Below are 20,393 nucleotides of genomic sequence, written 5' to 3' on the forward strand. Positions count from 1 at the left end.
AATTATAACATAAAACTTTAAAAGTGCAAAAAGATTTGTTACATTAAGAATATAAAAAGGAGATTTATAAAATGTTAGTGACTGGAATTATCCCTAGAGGATATTGTAAAGGTGTCGTTAGAGCCATCAATATTGCTAAAAAAGCTACAAAAGAAGTAGAAAAGAAACCTCTCTATATTCTTGGCATGATTGTTCATAATCAATATATCGTTAATGCCTTACGTGATTTAGGGGCCATTACCATTGAAGATAAAAACAAGACCAGAGAAGAGCTTCTTGATGAAATAGATGAAGGAACAGTTATCATCACTGCTCATGGAGCAGGTGATATTGTTACAGAGAAAGCCTTAAATAAAGGACTAGATGTTATCGATGCTTCTTGTCTTGATGTCATTAAGACCCATGATCTTATCAAAGCGAAGCTTAATGAAGGATTCGAGATTCTTTATATTGGTAAAGAACATCATCCTGAAGCAGAAGGTGCACTGCTTATTGATCCTTTACATATTCACCTTATTCAAAAGAAAGAAGACTTTGATCAGCTTGATCCTTCTAAAAAGTATTTATTGACGAATCAGACAACAATGTCATTATATGACATTTATGAATTAAGTGAATATGCAAAACAGAAACTTCCTCATGTAGAAATAGAACAGGAAATCTGTACTGCTACAAAAATCAGACAGGAAGCTATTAGAGATCTTCCTGATGATGTTGATCTTGTCATCATCGTTGGTGACCCTCATTCTAATAACACAAAGAAATTAGCCTCTATCTCAAGAGATCTCGCTCATAAGGATGTAAGAATGATTGGTTCAATTGAAGAACTTAATATTAATGATCTAAAAGGAAAGAAGCATGTAGCTGTCTCTTCTGGAGCCTCTACTCCTACTTCTCTTACTAATCAGATCATCAGCTATATTGAACAGTTTGATGAAAATGATCCTTCTACTTACCCACTACCAAAGATCGATTATGATAAAATTCTAAAATAGAAAAAGCGACAGAACGTCGCTTTTTCTTGTACATTTATTTCAAAAGGAATAAAATTGAAATAGGAGGGATTGTAATATGTTAGTCAAAAAAATTCTTTGTACATTTTTGTTTGCTTTTATGTGTTTTTCGACTGTTAACTCTGTTAATGCTGCTGGTAAAAATAAAATTCTCGTGGTAAAATCTCTTAGTAATTTTGAAGATGAAAGTTACGAACATGTCGCCTATTCTAAAAATGTAAGCAAAAAGAAAATCGCAAGTAGAGATAAGCGTATAAAGGGCATTTCCTACAATAATAAGACAAATACATTGACGCTTAAGAACTTTAAGGCAAAACGATATGGCTTATATATTGATGTATCACGCAATATGACAATCAAGCTGATTGGGAAATGTTCCATTAAAGATCTTGATATTTCAGGTATATATAATAAGCGTTATGTTGTTAAAGTAACAGCTTCTAAGAAAGCTACTTTGAAGTCGCAACATCTTCAGCTCGTTCAGTGTCGTCTTGCCCTTAAGAAGAAGGCCGTTATTAAAGTTCATAGTAAATCAAATTCAGCATCTATCGTTTCTTTAACGATGTCGCATGCTCAATCTAACATCATTGGGAAAATCAATGGCAAAAAGCCTTCTCGATTAATGAAGGTCTATACTGCTTATCGTGAAAATGACCCACATAAAGTAGATTTCTACGAACATTATTATAAAAAAAAGACAGCTACTATCACTAAATAGACAAACGAGGAGATTTAAATCTCCTCGTTTATTATTTTATAGATTGAATAAACGTATGTGTTATTCTTGCGGTAATGCCCCATATAACTTCTTTTTGAAATAAATAGAAGAGAATGTTGTCGGTCTTAGTCATCCATTTATATTCTTTTCCTCCTGGTATTAATTCAAAAGGAAAATGTTCTTCTGGAACAGTTGTTGTGGTAACAGAATATTTTTGTGGGACATTGCTTAATAAAAAGCCAACTGGAACTTTGAAGATATGGTGCACTTCATCACTAGAATAGGTATCATGATAATCATCAATAATACCAATAAATGGATAAATGACCATTCCTCTTGCCTCAATGGGATCCATCTGTGCAAGTATGTGAACTTGTTTCTTATCAATCAGAAGCTCTTCGCATACTTCACGTATACAGGCCTGTTTTCTTGTTTCTCCTTCATCTCTATGACCACCAGGGAAACATACATCACCAGGCTGATGTCTTAACTCATAAGATCTTACTTCATAAAGCAATGAATAATCATCATCATGCTTGATCAAAGGAATCATCACTACTGATTCTTTGGGACGATAATGACTTTGATGATCTCCCCAATTATTCTTGATAGTATCTATTAAATCCATCGCTATTCCTCACTATAGGAAACAAGGGTTCCATCATCATCGTATATAACTTTTGCCTGATGAAACTGATTGTCTTTTAGCCAATCTAAATAGTGATAATCGGCTGGCCATGAAGGGAGATCATAGAGTTCTTCATCCTTGATCCACTTGAGTTCTCCTTCATCGTTTCCATGAAGTTCCCCTTCAAAATGATGACTCTCATAGATGAACATCAGTTCATCTTCACCATTATGAAGACCAGGAAAAGTGACCATACCTACAAATCTGGCATCAATGATGTGATAGCCTGTTTCCTCAAATGTTTCTCTTATGGCACATTCAAAAGGGGATTCTCCCTTTTCCAGCTTTCCACCTACACCTATCCATTTGCCTTCATTGATGTCATTTTTCTTTTTTGTACGATGAAGCATCAATGTGTAGCCTTCTTTTCTTAGATAGATGGTTGTCGTAAGTATCATTATGCAAACCTGAAATAATCTGGAGAGGTACTGGTAATAATCTCAGCATCTATTTCTTCTTGTAGAAGTTCTTTTAGTTTTTCTACCATAATAACTTCTACATGATGACCAACATCAACTAAGACCATATCACAAATCGTACTATCTTCACCGGCATGATATTTAATATCTCCAGTAAGATAAGCATCCACATCAATATTGTGAATAAAGTCAGCGCCCGCACCGCCACACACTGCGACAGTGTGAATAGTTTCTTTATCTCCTGCAATGCGCACATAATCTAAGTGGAAAACATTTTTTACATGTTCTAGAAAGTCATTTAAAGACATTTCTTCTTGTAATTTACCGGCTTTTGCGATACCTGTTTCTTCACATTCACCAACTTCTATTAGTCCTAATTCTTCACATAGCCAATTGTTCATGGCTACTTTATCCAATGGTGTATGAGAACTGTAGATCACAAGATCATTCTTGATTGCTTCTTCTATACATGTACCAACATATCCAGATAAGTTAAGATCTAATCTTTTAAATAGAAAAGGATGATGTGTAATAAGCATATCGCATCCTTTTGCGATAGCTTCTCTAATTGTGCGTAAATCACAATCTAAAGCTATCATGATCTTATGAACTTCCTGTTCATAATGACCACATTGAAAACCACTTACATCCCATTCTTCCTGTAAAGATAATGGGAAATGTCTTTCCATGATTTCTACAATCTCTCCTGCTTTCATTCAATCACCTTCTTAATAAGATCAACCATATCTTTGACTTCCTGATACTTTTCATTGGTTTGAGGAAGTCCTTTTAAAATATTGCTTTGACTTACTAGCTGTTTTTGCCATTTTTCAATAAAGAGAGGGTCTTTCTTTTTCATAAGAACTGGTCCAAAGATCAGTTCTTCTTTAGTATAGGATACATCTTTTCCTTTTTCCACAATAATGATTTCATAGATATGATGTGCATCTTTTACGACATCTTCATCAATGATACGCATATCATGTTTCATTAAGTATTCTCTTAAAAGATCAATTGCGGTATTAGCCTGTAAAAAGAAACGTGCTGTTTCCATCTTTTCTGGATGACGATCTAAAATCTGTGTCATCAATAATCCACCCATACCACAGATTGATATCATGTCTACTTCTTTATCCACAATTGGTGCTAAACCATCACCTAATAATGGAATGACATGTCCTTCAACTTCTTCTTGTGCAATAGTTGCCATTGAACTATGAAGTGGGCCTTCCGCAACATCACATGCATAGGCATGTGAGATTGCTTTTTCTTTAAAAAGAAAACAAGGCAGATAGGCATGATCAGTGCCAATGTCTGCCAAGATATTTCCTTTTTTATAGTTTTTTATGCATTCTGCAATCTTTAGAAGTCGTTTTGATTTAAGTTTCATTAACGATCTAAGAAATCCTTTAGACGTTTAGAACGTGAAGGATGTTTTAACTTTCTTAAAGCTTTCGCTTCAATCTGTCTGATACGTTCACGTGTAACGTTAAATTCTTTACCCACTTCTTCTAGTGTTCTAGTACGTCCATCATCTAATCCGAAACGTAATCTTAGAACTTTTTCTTCTCTGTCTGTTAATTCAAGAAGAACTTCGTTTAATTCATCTTTTAACAATTCGTTAGATGCATAGTCATCTGGAGACATGGCACCTTCATCTTCGATAAAGTCTCCTAAATGAGAATCATCTTCTTCACCAATTGGTGTTTCAAGTGAAACTGGTTCAAGAGAAATCTTCTGAATTTCTCTTACTTTTTCTGGAGTCATACCTTCCATCTTACCAGCGATTTCTTCAGCAGTAGGTTCTCTACCTAATTCCTGAATAAGCTGTCTTTGAATTCTAGTAAGCTTATTGATTGTTTCTACCATGTGGACTGGAATACGAATAGTTCTTGCCTGATCCGCAATAGCTCTTGTGATAGCCTGTCTGATCCACCAAGTGGCATATGTAGAGAACTTGAATCCTTTTGTATAATCAAACTTTTCTACAGCCTTGATAAGACCCATGTTACCTTCCTGAATAAGATCAAGGAATAACATACCTCTACCTACATATCTCTTAGCGATAGAAACGACAAGACGTAAGTTGGCAGCTGCAAGTTTTTTCTTTGCTTCTTCTCCTACTTCTCCACCTTCAAGAATCTGTTTTGCTAAATCGATTTCCTGATCATGTGTTAATAAATCAACACGACCGATTTCTTTAAGATACATCTTGACTGGATCATTGATTTTAACATTAGAACCTAACTGGTTCATGTCATCATCTTTATCCTTATCATGCAACATGCTCATAGTGTCGCCCATATCAAGACTAGTACCAAAGTCTAGATCAGGTGTATCATCGTCATCATCGTCATCATCTAATCCTAAATCTAAAGATAATCCTTCTAAGCCGGCAAGATCATCGTCTCCACCGCCCATGATATCGTCTTCATCGATATCAAGATCATCTTCTGATAATAAGTCATTATCAGAGATAAATGATAATAACTCTTCTGATGTTTCATCATCTAATTCATATTTATCTAAAAATGCATCTAAATCATCCTGTGTCAACTGACCGCCTCTGATTTTTGCATTCTCTTTAATTAAATCTTTAAGATCTTCAAAAGTCATTGCCTGTGCTTTTTTCTTGGCCATTTTCAAGTCTCCTATTTATCTAAGTTAATCATTTCTTTAAGTATTTCTGCTTTTTGCTTTGGATCAAGAACATAGTGGAACTGCTCTTTGAGCTGTTCCTTCTTCATCTTCAATGCATTCTGAGAAATAATGCGTATATAATCATCAATTGCTTTCTCATCATAAGGAAGAGGAAGCTGTAATGTTGCAATTGTTGCCAACGTATGAATAAGTCTTTCCTGATCATGTCCGATGCGATCCATCAGATCCGCTTCATCCATGATGGCGTGATTTCTATAATAATCCACCACATAGCTTGCTAATACACGATAAGTATCATTGTACATAAAGCCGACTTTCTGTTCATACTTATCACTTACTGCCTTATCATTTAACATATAAAACAAAAGATTACGTTCAGCCTGATTATATTTGTCAAGAATACGTCTTGTATCTTTTACTTTAGTGACAATATCACCGAAGTCTACAACCGGTACTTCTTCACTCTTATGCTCAGCCATCAGTTCCCTGATTGTATTTTCTGGGAACTGTGATAAATCTGACAGCACCTTAATAAAGTGATCCTGTCCAGGCTTATCATTTAATTTAGCAATCTCTTTTGTAATACGATCCAGCAATGTACGTCGATCATTGTAATTGGCAAGATCCAGACGAGAGGATTCATATTTAATAAGGAACTCAAGATAAGTCTGTCTTCTGCCTAATGCTTCATCTAACCCATCCTGACCTTCACTTGTAAAGATTTCATCAGGGTCTCGTCCTTCTGGCAATGTGACAATCTGGACATCGAAGCCATTTTCCGAAAGGAACTGTGCTGTTTTTGCACTCGCTGCCTGCCCTGGGGCATCACCGTCAAGGCATACTACAATCGAGTGCGTCAAACGACCTAGCATGCGCAAATGCCCTTTCGTCAATGCGGTACCCATCAAGGCAATACAGTTGCCATGATTAGCACGCGTCATCGCAATGACATCCATAAATCCTTCATTAATATAGACAAAGCCTTCTTTTTTTACCATCTCTCTACAGCGATGATAATTGTAAAGGGTCTGTCCTTTTATAAAAATATCTGATTCCGGTGAATTCATGTATTTAGCGCCTTCTGCGCCATTTTTATAAATACGACCTGAGAATCCAATTATGCGTCCATTCTCATCATGCAATGGAAACATGATACGATCCTTGAAACGATCGTAATGACCTTGGGATTCTATAATCAGACCTGATTTCACCATATCTATTTCACTATATCCAAGCTTTTCAAAAGCGCTATGCAATACACCACGTTCTGGGGCATAGCCGATCTCAAATGTCTTGATCAGCTGTTCATCAAAGCCTCTTTGATGCAAGTAGTCTTTTGCGAGCGTTCCAGCTTTTGTGTTGAGATAGTAGCTATAGATTTTTTCTGCTTCAGTATGCATCTCATAAAGTGGCTTTAGCTCCTGCTTGATTGGGGCTTCTTTCTTTTCAAAAACATAGCCACCCATATCCACATGTCCCATCTCAGCCACCATCTTGACAGCTTCAAGATAAGATATATGCAAATACTCCTGAAGGAATGTAAATACATTTCCCCCGTTTCCACATACGAAACACTTATAGATCTGTTTTGACTGGGAAACAGACAAGGACGGATCATGGTCATCGTGAAACGGGCAAATTGCCATGTAGCCACTTCCTTTTTTATTTAAGGAAATATATTGTGAGATCACATCTACAATATCTACACTCTGTCTGATTTCATCGATTTTTTCACGAGGTATTCTCGCCATATCCGTCCTCCTCCATTAAAATTTCAATTTTTCTGCGATATATGATTTTAATTCAGAAATTGGTAAACGAACCTGTTCCATAGAATCACGATCACGTACAGTTACAGAACCATCTTCAGCTGTATCAAAGTCTACAGTTACACATAATGGTGTACCTATAGCATCCTGTCTTCTATAACGTTTACCGATTTTACCTGATAAATCGAATTCACAAGCGAAATCTTTTGAAAGATCCATGAATAATTTTTCAGCTTCATCCTTCTGTTTTTTGCTTAATGGCAATACCGCAACCTTAACTGGTGCTAAGGCAGGATGGAAATGCATTACAATTCTTGTATCATTTTCAAGCTGTTCTTCATCATATGCATCTGCAAGAACTGATAAGAATAAACGATCAGCACCTACTGATGGTTCAATAACATAAGGAACATACTTTTCATTAGTAGTTGGATCTAAGTAAGAAAGATCTTTCTTAGAATATTCCATATGTCTATTTAAATCGTAATCTGTTCTATCAGCGATACCCCAAAGTTCGCCCCATCCAAATGGATATTTGAATTCAATATCAGTTGTAGCCTTAGAGTAGAAAGATAACTCTTTCTGATCATGATCTCTAAAACGTAAGTTTTCTTCTTTTAATCCAATATCAGTTAAGAACTTCATACAGTTGCTTCTCCAATAATTGAACCATTCTAAATCAGTATCAGGTTTAGTAAAGAATTCTAATTCCATCTGTTCGAATTCTCTTGTTCTGAAGATGAAGTTACCAGGAGTAATTTCATTTCTGAATGATTTACCAATCTGACCAATACCAAATGGTACCTTCTTACGAGAAGATCTCTGTACATTCTTAAAGTTGACAAAAATACCCTGGGCAGTTTCAGGTCTTAAATAAACGGTGCTTTTAGCATCTCTTACAACACCCATTGATGTTTCAAACATTAATTCAAACTGTCTGATATCAGTGAAATCATGTCCACCACAATTAGGACATGCGATGTTATGTTCTTTAATGAACGCAGTCATTTCTGCAGGAGTCCATCCATCTGGATGAAGTTCTGGATCATAAGCTTCAATTAATTTATCAGCTCTATGTCTTGATTTACATTGTTTACAGTCAATAAGTGGATCATTGAAGTTACCAACATGTCCACTTGCTTGCCATACTCTTGGATTCATGAAGATGGCAGAATCAATACCGACATTGTATGGAGATTCCTGAATAAATCTCTTCCACCATGCCTGTTTGATATTATTCTTCAAATTAACCCCTAAAGGTCCATAATCCCAAGTATTAGCTAAACCGTCATAAATTTCAGATCCCTGGAATACGAATCCCTGTGATTTAGCATGTGCAATTAGTTTTTCCATATCTAAATTAGATGCCATAAGCCCTCCTATAATTGTTTAATAATACAAATGACCTAGCATCATAAATGCTAAGTCATTTCATTTAATTAATTCGAACCGATTGTACTCTTATAGTAGTATTTTGTCAACCAACTATAAGGGTGTTAGATGAAGGTTCTATCATTTAACCAGTTTCTTATTATCTTGTATACTTCTTCCTTATTAAGTTCCTTTAAAAGAACATGTCTTCCTTCTTTAATGATCTCCATAGACAAGTCTGTAATGCCAAGACTCTTATACATCTCATAGATTTCTTTAGTATCTTTTCCTTTATGTGTAATCGGATCTTCATCCCCTGAAAGAAGCAATATTGGAAGATAGGATGGTGTAGTGCGTAGTACATCAATCTGATTAGCCTGTCGATTGGTATCCACGAGATCTTTATACCCTTTTAATGTATAAGAAAAGTTAGAGAGCGTATCAACTTCAAAGCGTCTGATTTCTTTTTCATCATGAGTCATCCAAGCCAAAGGATCCCTACCTATTCCCTTAGAAAGATGTCTTCTTTCTTTACGAAGAAGTCTATCAGAATGATGCATAGGGCCCTTAAATCTTCGAACAATCTTATAACGCAAAGTGATAGAAAGCGGGAATGTAAAATTCTTTGGTTCCGATAGTAAGATCATACCTTGAATATAATCACCATAGCGACTTGCGAACACTTTTAATAAAGACGCCCCAAATCCTACACCGATACTGAAATATAAAGTATCACGATATCTATTAAATAACATCAGCTGGAGCTTGTGCATATCTTCAATGATACCTTCAAGCACATCTCCTTCACCAAAGTAGCCTTGTTCAAAATCAATGAGAGAACGTCCATGTCCAACAAGATCACTAACTACAACCACATATCCATTTTGTGATAAGTAATTTGCAAAATGAACATAGCTATGTGAGTTTTCAGAGACATCATGCCAGATCATCACAACACCTTTCACGCGAAGAATCACTTTTGGCTCATAAATTGTATAATGTATCCACGCGTGCATGCTTGATGCAAAAGACTCTTCCATGATCATCATGAACCCCTCCTTACTAATAATTTATTTTACAACATTATAACCCAAAGAAAAACAAATTGTTCGATTTTCAAACAATTTGTTTAACGAAAGTTTGTGTCTTAAGACGGATGCCTGCATATTCTTCTACATAATAAGAAAGAACCGGCATCAGCTTTGTGAGTTCCTCTTCTTCAATATGAAGCTTTCCAATCTCTTTCATCGGACATTTATAGATATGCCTTAAAGCCTTTAATGTCTGAATAGTAAAATCAGGAAGCTCATTTTCATTATGCATATGACAGACGAATCCACCATTGTTAATAGAAAATGATTCTACTTTCTTATTGCCACATATTGCACATCCATCTACTTCTAGATCAATACCGTTTCTTTTTAAAATAAAACAATTGATAAGCAGATATACTAATAAAAAGTGATAGCCCTGATCTAGTGCATCAAGAGTGTTCTTGATCATCATGAACATCTCTTCATCAGGATGATTCTCTTCTTCATAGCGATAAACATATTCAAGAAGATAATCAGCGACAATCTCACATTCAATCTGTTCCTTTATATGCCTGTAAAACTGCAATCCATTCCCTCTGATTAGCGCACTTATACCCTTTCGTGGTGTCAGCTCAAATTCACTAAGTGTAATAGATTGCACACTTGGTGCATTCTTGCTTGTCAATTTTCTGACACCTCTGGCATGGAGTGTCATTTTACCAAACTGCAAAGTGTAGACACTGACCAATTGTCCAGATTCTTTATAAGGCATTGCCTTTAAGACAATGCCTTGTGTTTTTTCACTATTATGAGTAGTCATCCTGATTATAGCCAAACTCTTTTAGATATTTTGCTTTATTGCGCCAATCTTTTTCAACCTTGACAAATAATTCAAGATTCACTTTTTTCCCTGAGAATCTCTTCATGTCTTTTCGTGCCTGTTGACGAATCTTCTTGATAAGACTTCCCTGTTTACCAATGATAATACCTTTCTGAGAAGGTCTATCTACAATAATCTGAGCCATGATATCAATAGAATCTTCATCTTCAATCCACTGTTCTACAACGATTGCGACATCATGAGGAACTTCATCATGAGTAAAGTATAAAATCTTTTCTCTGATAAACTCTGATAAAATAAACTGTTCTGGATGATCAGTGATCATTTCTTCTGGATAAATCATTCCACCCTCAGGAAGATCTTTCTTTAAAGTATTCATAAGATCATCAATATTAATACCTTTCAAGGCACTAATAGGAATAATTTCTTTAAATGGATACAACTGATTCCATTCAGTCAATTTCTTCATCATCTCTTCTTTAGAAAGAAGATCACATTTATTTAAAAGAAGATAGACGGGACATTCTGCTTCTCTCTTTAATCTTTCAATAATAAAGCGATCACCTTTTCCAATATGTTCATTTGCGGCTTCAATAAGCAAAATAACATCAGTTCCAGCCATTGAGCTTAAAGCTGTCGCATTCATAAACGATCCTAATCCATCCTGAGGTTTATGAATACCTGGTGTATCAAGGAAAATAATCTGTGCTTCATCGTCAGAATAAATTCCCTGCACTGTATTTCTTGTCGTCTGCGCTGTTGGCGAAGTGATAACAAGCTTTGTCTTCAATATATGATTGAGAAGTGTAGACTTCCCTACATTGGGCCTCCCAATGATACTTACAAATCCTGATTTATACATCTTACATATCCTTTTCTGTAAATGTTCGTGGTAATAGCTCTTTCATATTCGTCACTTCATAGCGATCTCTCGCTCCTAAAATGACTGGCGTATCTAGCTGCATCAATTCTCCAAGAACCTGTCGACAGGCTCCACATGGAGAAATTAATGTCGGTCCATCTCCAACAATAGCCAAGGCCTTAATATCTTCCTTATGATAACCTCGACAATAGGCCTGATAAACAGCATTTCTTTCTGCGCACATAGAAGAACCATAAGCCGCATTCTCAATATTGCATCCGCGAATGATTTCTCCATCATTTAAAAGCACTGCTGCTCCTACCTTAAAATGTGAATAAGGCGCATAGGCATTTTCTCTTCCTAAAAAAGCCTCATCCACAAGTTTTTGATAATCCATCTAGATTTCCTCCCTCGTCATATGGAGTTCTTTTAAAATTTCTTTCTGTAAAGTAAACATGACTTTTTCATCTTCTTCTTTCATATGATCATAACCTAAAAGATGAAGAAGTCCGTGTGTAAATAAGAAACACATTTCTCTTCTTAATGAATGACCATACTCTTCAGCCTGGCTTTTCGCATGATCCACTGAAATAAAGATATCCCCTAATTCTCTAGGCATACCTTCTACATAATATTGTTCACTATCTTCAAGTGCAAAACTGATAACATCAGTTGATCGATCAATTTGACGATAATCTCTATTGATTTCATGAATCTTCTGATCATCCACAAGGATTGCAGAAACCTCGATATCATCACTAATATGAAGATGATTCAATGTCCCTTCAATAATTGTAGAAAAATCTTTTTCATAGTTTTCATCAAATGATTCTACTTCATTAATATATGCGAAATCCACATTCATGCTTGACCACCCTTTACTACTATTCTCACTCGATTATAACATAATCATCATCACTATTCATTAAATTTCTTTGATGCGTCACAATCACAAATATCGCCTGTTTTTTATACGCTTTTATACGCTCAATCAGGCTTTTTGCCTGTTCTATTTCTAAACCAGAAAACAGCTCATCGAGAAGATAGACATCCGCATTCTTAAGCAGCGCTCTTGCAAGAATAACAAGGGTAGCTTCCCCTCTTGAAAAAGGTCTTCCATCCTGCTTTATTGGCATACTTAACTTTGTTAAATAATCACATCCAAGCACCTGAAATACCTCTTTAATTAAAGAGAGATCTTCACACATCAGATTCTCATAAAGAGTCCCGTTCATAAAGGCTTCTTTATTATCTACATATAAGACATGTTTCATTAAACTTGGCAGATAAATCTTTCTTAATGAAAGATCATTAATAAATATTTCTCCACTATAATGTCGATCAAATCCTGCCATAAGCTTTAATAATGTAGACTTTCCACATCCTGTCTTACCAAGCATAAAGAGAGAATGATCTATTTTTAAATCACGATGTTTGATCACATATTCTCCATAGCCATAGGAAAAAGAAACATTGGACAAGGTGATTTCCTGAACTCTATCAAGATGTTCACTGCCCATCTCTTCTTTACCCATAAACTCCTTATAGCGTTCATAAAGAAGCTGACACTGCTTATAGCTGCTCCATACACTTGCGATTCTAACTAGCGGTTCAACAAGCTGTCCATTGACTATGATATACATCATCAAGATTCCCATCGTGATGACTTTCATCTTATAAAACCACAATCCCAGTGAAAGAATACCAATCTGTGAGAGGACCATCATCATATTTAAAGAAAGACTCATAGCCATCTGGTCTTCTTCATAATCCTGACGCAAGGACTGATCTTGTTCATAATAATGCTCATATCTCTTCAACCATTTGATGCTTCCCATAAAACATTTCGCAACACGTCTTAATTGTAAATAATCAAAGAGCGCTTCACTATTATCATTATGTGCATGAAGACTAGCCTTATAGCTTTCTAATAAAGATGTATTCTTCATTTTCACATATATGCCAATCACAAAAAGTGAAATGACACTCACTAAAGTCAAGATAGGAGAAATGACTGATAATCCAACAAGAAGCAGAATAAGCATAATGGTATCACTATACATAATGCAACAGATTCGCACACATTCTTCACTTAAAGTGTAGAGATCAAAGAGTTTATCATGAATCATGCCGATAGAATAATAGAAGGCATCTTCAGGTAGATTCATCACGTTTCTTATACAAGAATAAACACAGTCCTTATCGATTGAACGTCTAAGATAGATACCTTTTTTCATATTAAAATAACGCATTAACTCCTTAATAACAGCCATAAATGCATATGTCCCAATAATAGCGCCACTAATAAATAAAGGGGTATTTCTTTTTAACATATCAATCATCATGGAGTAAAGATAGCTGACTAGATAAGTAAATATACTTATAAGAACACTGTACTTCACAATAACTCTGATTGTCTTTTTATAAAGACTTCTTAACTGCTTAAAGAATGTCTTAAATTGATGATCTTCATAATGATAATATCTTCCAATATGTTTAATATGAATAACACGTTCACTATAAAGAGCTTTAAGATCTTCTTTATTATAGACACTTATCCCTTTAGCAGGATCTCCAATGATATACGAGTCTCCCTTTATTTCATAAAGTACTACAAAGTGTCCTTGATCTTTTATAACAAAATGAAGAATACAAGGCATCGAAAGTTTCTTTTCAATATCTTCTAGTGATGCATGGTAGGCTGTTGCTTCAATATGATAAGACTTCAATGTTTCAATCAGTCCCTTAATGGTTGTTCCTGAAGCATCTACTCTTGCTTTCTTTTTCATCGTAATTGCATCTTCTTCAATGCCATAATATTTAAGTATCATCTTGATACAATACACACCACATGATGTTGCATCATCTTGCAGATAGATTGGGTATTTCTTCTTCATAGTGATTCCTCCTACCCATGTATTCACAAAATGATCTCTTTTTTCTAAAAAAAAGAGGCTGTTAAGCCTCAAATTCTTTTAATACTTTTCTGATGATTGTCATAGCAGCATCCACATGTTCTTTAGTAATAATAAGTGGTGGCAAGAAACGTAATACCTGAGGTCCAGCTGTGACAACGATCAATCCTTCTTTAATTAAAGCCTGATCCACTTTAGCTGCTGGTACATTTAATACAAGCCCCTGCATTAATCCAATACCTCTGTGTGATTCTACACATTTGAAGTCTTTTACAAGTTCATCAAACTGTGCAACTAAGTACTTTGATACTTCAGCTGCATTTTCTACAATCTTTTCTTCCTTAAGAATATCAAATACTGTAGATACAGCTCTTGTCACAAATGGATTTCCACCATATGTACTTCCGTGATCTCCTGGCTGCATAGCTTCTCCATAACGCTTATTTGCGACAAAGGCACCAACTGGTACACCACATCCGATACCTTTTGCTAAACAAACAATATCTGGAAGAATATCAAACTGGAAATAAGTCATAATAGTTCCAGTACGACCCATACCACACTGTACTTCATCTAAGATCAAACAGATATCTTCCTGATCACATAATGCTCTTAAGCCCTGCATGAATTCTTTTGTACAAGGATTAACGCCACCTTCACCTTGAACAGGTTCTACAATAATAGCAGCAGTTTTATCAGTAACTAATGCTTTTACACTATCTAAATCATTTAATGTGGCATATTTAACACCATCAATCAATGGTCCAAATGCTTCCTGATAATGTGGATTACCAGTCAACTTAACTGAACCAGTTGTACGTCCATGGAATGAATGGTGGAATGAGATAATTTCACTATCTGCTTTTCCTGTCTTTAAATAATAATACTTACGTGCAAGCTTTAAAGCCCCTTCAGTAGCCTCAGCTCCTGAGTTGCAGAAGAAGACTTTATCTAGGTGAGTAGCTTCTACTACTTTCTGGGCAGCTTCTACAGCTGGTACTGTATAGAAATAGTTAGAAACATGTGTTAATTTTTCAAGCTGATCTTTTAATGCGGCTACATAACGTGGATGATTATATCCTAATGAATTAACCCCAATCCCACTGTAGAAATCTAAATACTTATTACCTTCGGTATCATAAAGATAAACCCCTTCTCCATGATCCATGACTGGCAACATTCTTCCATAGGCATGAAGAAAATACTGTTCGCCTTTTTCATAATTTGTCATTTCTTAATCCCCCTTTTATTAAAAATAAGAGTAACAGTCTACGTTTTACTTGTAAAGTCCTCTAGTCTATTTTCTGTTTTCTTTTCATCATTACTAATACTCCAGCAAGTACAATTATGACTAGCACAATACCTGCTACAATCCCAGTATAATCTTCTTTCTCACACATAACATGAATACTTTTTACTTCTTTATTATTATATGCCAAATCAAGAAGATCCACCTTAACCTGCTTTCCATTCACTTTACCCACTGTCGATGTGGCAGAAGTTGGCATATTAACCACAATAGAAACTTCTCCTCCTAGTTTCTTAATAGATTTTAGCGACATATTAGGTAATCCGCTCTTTATAGAAGAAATAAGCGCATCTACAGGAATATCCACACTTATCTTTCCATCTTTTACCGTTGACTTAATTGACTTCGTCTTAATATTAGTAATAGACAACCCGTAGTATGTCTTATGATTAATCTCTTCCTTAATCTCCTTAACCGTTGCTTCTTCATTATTTCCAACCAAAGACTTTTTCATAGCACTAATTGCTTCATCTTTCGTCATATTTTGTGAAAGAAGCGCTTCTTCAGAAATCAATGACTTTAATGAAGCATCTACTTTACCATCTCCATCTACATTGACAACCATTTTATATTTAGCACATCCACAAAGCATAAACAGTGCCATAAATACCATTATTATCTTCTTCATAGCTAATCTCCTTTGCGCCTATTTTACCACGATTTCTTTTTATGTACAAAAAGCATAACTATATGCATGCTAATAAAACTAATTGTATTTTAGCAATCTCTTCTTCAAATAATGTTTTACCTAGCTCAAATGAACTGCCACATAAGATCATCTTGGCTGATCCACATAAACATAACCTTTCTATTCTTATATCAAAAAAAGACCACTGACTTGCCAGTAGTCTTTAAATTAAGAAATATCAATATCTCCTGCTTTAACTTCAATATCAATACGCTTAGCTGATCCTTCTTTTACATATCTCTTTGAATAAGATGTACCATTGACATCCAGATCACCAAATTTAACTTCTAGATTATAAGAATAATCTGAAAGATCTTCCTGACCTTTAATATCACAATCACCAGCCAAGAGATTACATTTAAGAGTTGTAAATAAAGTACGATCACAATCAATATCACCCGCACTGCTTTCAACCTTTATGTTTTGAATATTGCCTCGTGTAATATCAATATCTCCTGCTTTTGTATCTACAAACAGATTTTCTCCCTCACAATCTGCAATATCGATATCTCCCGCTTTTGTTTCTATCATCATATTTTTAGCTTTAATGGATTTAATATCAATATCACCTTGTTTACTGTTAAGAGTAATTGTATCTAAATCATCTTTGACAGTAATAGTAACAGCTAGTGCTCTTGCAAAGAAGAAACGTCTTTTCGAAGTATGTTCTTTAATAGTAAGACGACCATTAACCAAAGAAATCTCTGGCTTATATTTACTACGATAACTTACTTTATTCTCATTTCCTTTTTGAATAGTAACATCAAAGGCATCTCCATTTAATTCAATAGAATTCAATGTCCCCTCTAAAGATTGTGAGCCTTTCTTCGTAGGACCATCAAATGGTGTAAAATGACCTGTAAATCTCATGCTGCCAAAAACTATACATGCCAATGTAATTGTCCAAATGATCACAAGATAAACCTTTCTCATTATTCATCCTCTCCTTCAGTAAAGATTGCACGAATAAGAGCATTGATAACAGCCGCAATCGGCCAGATAATCCATGATCTATGCCATTCAAATGTAATAAAACTATAACTGATATAAAGACAAGTTACTGTTGTCCAATAAAGAGACATGATCTTTCTTACTGAAGGATTCTTATAAGAAGATTTCTTTTTCTTAACATTCTTCTTAAACAATTCATCATAAGCTCTTTTTTTAGCACCACTTATTATAATAAGACCAACTCCCACAGCTACAATAAACATGAAAATGGCAGCTGCCCAATCTGTATCAAATAAAATTGTTGGAACAAAACTTAGAACACATAACATAATACCACTTGCAAGAACAACAGCTTCAGTGTTTTTATATTCATTAAGCTCATCAGTCAATTTACGTCTTACTTCATCAGAAAGCTGAGCTGCTCCATTACTCATATCTGGCTTATCGATTCCAGACACAACAAATAAGCCAACACCTATTGCCCAAAATACAAACATCATTGCTGGACCTGTCGTATTCTCATTAAAAAGAATAGGAAAAATAAATGACATGATAATAAGAGTTACCCCTAAAGCAATCATGTATGTCCCACGAATTGAAGCACTCATAAAATGATCAATTTCTGCTTCATCATAATAATTAATTTGACCATCATCCTTAATACCAAGTGTCTCTTTTAATTCATCCATATTGCCAAATTCACTTATCACAATCGCAATAGCTTCATGTTCAGGCTTCCCTTCTTTTCTTAGTTCCTGAAACTTCTCTTCCATCATCTCGAGCATTTCTGCCTTTACATCTTCTACTGCCTGACTTTGTGGAAAACTGTTAAACGTTGTTTCTAGATAGTTTCTAATCGTATCCATTACTTATCCCTCTCTATAAAGTATTCAACTACTTCTTTTGTCAAAATCCACTCTTCACATTTTTCTTGATAATACTGTCTTCCTAGATCAGTAACACGATAATAAGTACGCCTCTTCCCATTTTCAGCATAGCCATCATATGATTCTACATAGCCATTCTTTTCCATTCGAGTCATCGCTGAATAAAGCGTTGTCTGCTTAATTACATATTTATCATGCGAATGTTGCTTAATCTTCTTGGAAATCTCATAAGCATAGGAAGGCTCCTGAATAAGGAAATACAAAATCATCGTATCATTATATCCACGAATAACATCACTACTAATATTTACCACGGGGTACCTCCTTAACTACAATATACTACGACTATCGTAATATGTCTATCGGAATATTTAAAAATATTTAATTTATTTTCTATCTTAATTCTAAGGCTTTTTTAACAATAAAAATATTTTCGTCAATTTTTTTCATTTTTCTCTTTACAAACCTACTCATATAAGATATAGTACTAATTGTCTTCGATGGCGGTTGTGGTGAAGTGGTTAACACACCGGATTGTGGCTCCGGCATGCGTGGGTTCGAACCCCATCAACCGCCCCATTTATTTTGGAGGCAAACACCATTTATAAAGGGTGTTCTGGATATATCAGAGGCTATCGCCGAACAAAAAAGACGACAAGATCATCATCCCATCGCCTTGTGATAGTCAATCGGATATGCTATATTAACATTGCGGGTATTTCAATCTTATGAAAATACCATCAATGTAATATATACATACGGTCTTATTCTATCTACTAAATAGGATGAGATCCATTTACGTGATGCTTGTATGCACCACGTTTTTTTGTTCCTGAATTACTATAACATATTATAGACCTTTTCATTTGTCTTTCAACACCATTTCATGAAAAAAATTCTGTTTTTTGTGCGATGGTGCTTTTTTTGACGAAAAATTCTACCTTTTTTGTTCTATACGGGCTGTTCTGTACTCTATCTTCCTGATTTCCTTGGCTATCGGATCAACAACAATCTTCCTTATACGCATCTCAGCATAGTGCTTCTTCTGCCTGTTCGTTTCGAGTCCAGCATACTTCTGTCCGCCTCCGCTCTTCATGGCCCGGAGCTTTTCCCTGAGCTCACAAGACCTCTCAGTAAGCGGCATGATGAGTTCAAGGTATTCTCTCTCGCTGAAGGAGCCGCTGATGTATCCTTCCCTGGCTCTCTGGATGCGCCCCTCGAGGGCGCTGATCGTGCTTCTGAGCGCCTTTTCTCTCTTTGCATCCTCTGCGTCCTTTCCCTCGTTCATCCCATGCTCGATGAAGTGCCTGTCGAGCGCTATCTGGGAGAACAGCTGTCCGCATGATGGACACTTGTAGTAGAAGTACTTCCTGTGGAACTTGTTGTATGCCATGGCGCACACCATGTCCTCATCGCAGAGGTCGCATCTGACGAGGCCGTCGAATATGTAGTCTGCGTTCTTGGCGGACTTCCTGCCGACTGTCTCCTGCGCCCTGGTGAACGTCTCATCTTCCACGATGGCGGGAATGGCGCCATCGTACTCCCTTCCCGCATATAGGTATCTTCCGGCATACCGTTCATTCTCTATGATATCCCTCACGACTCTTGTATCAAACCGTTTTCCGGGATCCATTGTTCCTGCTGCAGATGCAATCTCATGAAACGGGACTCCACTGCATGCCAGTTCAAAGATTTCCCTGACAACCGATGCTGTTCTATCGTCGATGACGAGACGCTTCTTGCCGTCTCTCGCATAGCCATATGGAGGCCTGCCTCCCGATGCGTACCTTCCGCCTTCCGCTATGCTTCTCAGCGAGTCTCTCGTTCTCTCCGATATCCTTTCTCTTTCATAGGAGTTGTTCAGGCTGGTGAGCCTGGTTCTGAACCTGTCGGTTGCCGTTTCCATTGAGACGTTCTCATACAGACATTTCAATGAGACGTTGTGTCTTTCCATGAGGCCAAGAAGACTCTCCGTGTCAAACATGTCTCTTGAGAGACGGCTCAGGTCATAGACATAGACCTCATCTAGGACATCTTTCCTGATGTCGCTGATCATTTTCTGCATTGCAGGCCTCTCCAGGGACTTTCCGGAAAATCCATCATCCACATAGAGGACTGTACTGATGCTCATGGTTCCCTTGCTTCCCTTTGTCGCCTCCCTTGTCAGCATATCTCTCTGCATGTCAAGCGAGACTCCAAGAGAGGCCTGCCTGTCCGTCGACACCCTGCAGTAGATTCCAATCTTCTTCATAAAAAAACCCCCTATC

Annotated in this window: 21 protein-coding genes and 1 tRNA gene; 3 read left to right on the forward strand and 19 right to left on the reverse strand. The window is 36.1% G+C overall.

Features of this window, described 5'->3' with window-relative positions; translation table 11 throughout:
- The first annotated feature begins 71 nt into the window (after window positions 1-71).
- Together J6L95_RS01675 and J6L95_RS01680 are read left to right on the forward strand one after the other, a co-directional pair.
- Complete coding sequence (locus J6L95_RS01675) at window positions 72-995, forward strand: 4-hydroxy-3-methylbut-2-enyl diphosphate reductase (RefSeq protein ID WP_287457907.1); 924 nt, start codon at window positions 72-74, stop codon at window positions 993-995.
- A 76-nt stretch (window positions 996-1,071) separates the two neighbouring features.
- Window positions 1,072-1,731 (forward strand): hypothetical protein, encoded by a 660-nt coding sequence (locus J6L95_RS01680; RefSeq protein ID WP_287457908.1) that lies wholly within the window; start codon window positions 1,072-1,074, stop codon window positions 1,729-1,731.
- A 31-nt stretch (window positions 1,732-1,762) separates the two neighbouring features.
- Here J6L95_RS01680 and J6L95_RS01685 read toward each other — a convergent pair whose 3' ends face one another.
- The 18 genes from J6L95_RS01685 to J6L95_RS01770 all read right to left on the reverse strand — a co-directional run bounded on the left by J6L95_RS01685 (window position 1,763) and on the right by J6L95_RS01770 (window position 18,440).
- Window positions 1,763-2,359, reverse strand: a complete 597-nt coding sequence (locus J6L95_RS01685; protein WP_287457909.1) for an NUDIX hydrolase — start codon at window positions 2,357-2,359, stop codon at window positions 1,763-1,765.
- Window positions 2,360-2,361: 2 nt separating this feature from the next.
- Entirely contained in the window at window positions 2,362-2,817 is a 456-nt protein-coding gene (locus J6L95_RS01690) for an NUDIX hydrolase (protein ID WP_029070033.1), read from the reverse strand.
- Complete coding sequence (locus J6L95_RS01695) at window positions 2,817-3,554, reverse strand: Nif3-like dinuclear metal center hexameric protein (protein ID WP_287457910.1); 738 nt, start codon at window positions 3,552-3,554, stop codon at window positions 2,817-2,819. Before J6L95_RS01695 ends, J6L95_RS01690 begins: the two co-directional genes overlap by 1 nt.
- A complete protein-coding gene (locus J6L95_RS01700; protein ID WP_074685631.1) occupies window positions 3,551-4,228 on the reverse strand; it encodes a tRNA (adenine(22)-N(1))-methyltransferase in 678 nt (225 codons plus the stop codon). Before J6L95_RS01700 ends, J6L95_RS01695 begins: the two co-directional genes overlap by 4 nt.
- The gene (rpoD, locus tag J6L95_RS01705) at window positions 4,228-5,478 is read right to left on the reverse strand and encodes an RNA polymerase sigma factor RpoD (protein WP_287457911.1); all 1,251 of its coding nucleotides are present in this window, start codon (window positions 5,476-5,478) and stop codon (window positions 4,228-4,230) included. The genes J6L95_RS01700 and rpoD overlap by 1 nt, the downstream gene beginning before the upstream one ends.
- A gap of 11 nt (window positions 5,479-5,489) precedes the next feature.
- The gene (gene dnaG, locus J6L95_RS01710) at window positions 5,490-7,250 is read right to left on the reverse strand and encodes a DNA primase (protein ID WP_029072717.1); all 1,761 of its coding nucleotides are present in this window, start codon (window positions 7,248-7,250) and stop codon (window positions 5,490-5,492) included.
- Between the two features lie 15 nt (window positions 7,251-7,265).
- Complete coding sequence (locus J6L95_RS01715) at window positions 7,266-8,639, reverse strand: glycine--tRNA ligase (protein WP_031589655.1); 1,374 nt, start codon at window positions 8,637-8,639, stop codon at window positions 7,266-7,268.
- A gap of 125 nt (window positions 8,640-8,764) precedes the next feature.
- Window positions 8,765-9,688 (reverse strand): alpha/beta hydrolase, encoded by a 924-nt coding sequence (locus tag J6L95_RS01720; protein WP_287457913.1) that lies wholly within the window; start codon window positions 9,686-9,688, stop codon window positions 8,765-8,767.
- A 67-nt stretch (window positions 9,689-9,755) separates the two neighbouring features.
- Window positions 9,756-10,508 carry a DNA repair protein RecO gene (recO, locus tag J6L95_RS01725; protein ID WP_287457914.1) on the reverse strand — a complete coding sequence of 251 codons (753 nt, stop codon included), beginning with the start codon at window positions 10,506-10,508 and terminating at the stop codon, window positions 9,756-9,758.
- Complete coding sequence (gene era / locus J6L95_RS01730; RefSeq protein WP_287457915.1) at window positions 10,480-11,376, reverse strand: GTPase Era; 897 nt, start codon at window positions 11,374-11,376, stop codon at window positions 10,480-10,482. The genes recO and era overlap by 29 nt, the downstream gene beginning before the upstream one ends.
- Window position 11,377: 1 nt before the next feature.
- Entirely contained in the window at window positions 11,378-11,773 is a 396-nt protein-coding gene (locus J6L95_RS01735; protein WP_029070024.1) for a cytidine deaminase, read from the reverse strand.
- Window positions 11,774-12,241, reverse strand: coding sequence for an rRNA maturation RNase YbeY (gene ybeY, locus J6L95_RS01740; protein WP_029072714.1), 468 nt, complete (start codon window positions 12,239-12,241; stop codon window positions 11,774-11,776).
- 25 nt (window positions 12,242-12,266) lie between these two features.
- Window positions 12,267-14,273 carry a cysteine peptidase family C39 domain-containing protein gene (locus J6L95_RS01745; RefSeq protein WP_287457916.1) on the reverse strand — a complete coding sequence of 669 codons (2,007 nt, stop codon included), beginning with the start codon at window positions 14,271-14,273 and terminating at the stop codon, window positions 12,267-12,269.
- A 61-nt stretch (window positions 14,274-14,334) separates the two neighbouring features.
- A complete protein-coding gene (locus J6L95_RS01750; protein WP_074685621.1) occupies window positions 14,335-15,522 on the reverse strand; it encodes an aspartate aminotransferase family protein in 1,188 nt (395 codons plus the stop codon).
- A 61-nt stretch (window positions 15,523-15,583) separates the two neighbouring features.
- Window positions 15,584-16,228: a hypothetical protein gene (locus J6L95_RS01755; protein WP_287457917.1), complete on the reverse strand. Its 645-nt coding sequence runs from the start codon at window positions 16,226-16,228 to the stop codon at window positions 15,584-15,586.
- A 228-nt stretch (window positions 16,229-16,456) separates the two neighbouring features.
- Window positions 16,457-17,221 carry a DUF4097 family beta strand repeat-containing protein gene (locus J6L95_RS01760; RefSeq protein ID WP_287457918.1) on the reverse strand — a complete coding sequence of 255 codons (765 nt, stop codon included), beginning with the start codon at window positions 17,219-17,221 and terminating at the stop codon, window positions 16,457-16,459.
- A complete protein-coding gene (locus tag J6L95_RS01765; RefSeq protein WP_287457919.1) occupies window positions 17,221-18,105 on the reverse strand; it encodes a permease prefix domain 1-containing protein in 885 nt (294 codons plus the stop codon). The genes J6L95_RS01760 and J6L95_RS01765 overlap by 1 nt, the downstream gene beginning before the upstream one ends.
- On the reverse strand, window positions 18,105-18,440 hold the full coding sequence (locus J6L95_RS01770) for a PadR family transcriptional regulator (protein ID WP_074685613.1): 336 nt from the start codon (window positions 18,438-18,440) through the stop codon (window positions 18,105-18,107). The genes J6L95_RS01765 and J6L95_RS01770 overlap by 1 nt, the downstream gene beginning before the upstream one ends.
- 189 nt (window positions 18,441-18,629) lie before the next feature.
- Here J6L95_RS01770 and J6L95_RS01775 point away from each other — a divergent pair.
- A tRNA-His gene (locus J6L95_RS01775) sits at window positions 18,630-18,705 on the forward strand.
- Between the two features lie 358 nt (window positions 18,706-19,063).
- Here the strand turns inward: J6L95_RS01775 and J6L95_RS01780 are convergent.
- The gene (locus J6L95_RS01780; RefSeq protein ID WP_287457921.1) at window positions 19,064-20,377 is read right to left on the reverse strand and encodes a recombinase family protein; all 1,314 of its coding nucleotides are present in this window, start codon (window positions 20,375-20,377) and stop codon (window positions 19,064-19,066) included.
- Window positions 20,378-20,393 lie beyond the last annotated feature (16 nt).

This window comes from Kandleria sp., assembly GCF_017934775.1.
In the GTDB taxonomy this organism is placed as follows: domain Bacteria; phylum Bacillota_I; class Bacilli_A; order Erysipelotrichales; family Coprobacillaceae; genus Kandleria; species Kandleria vitulina.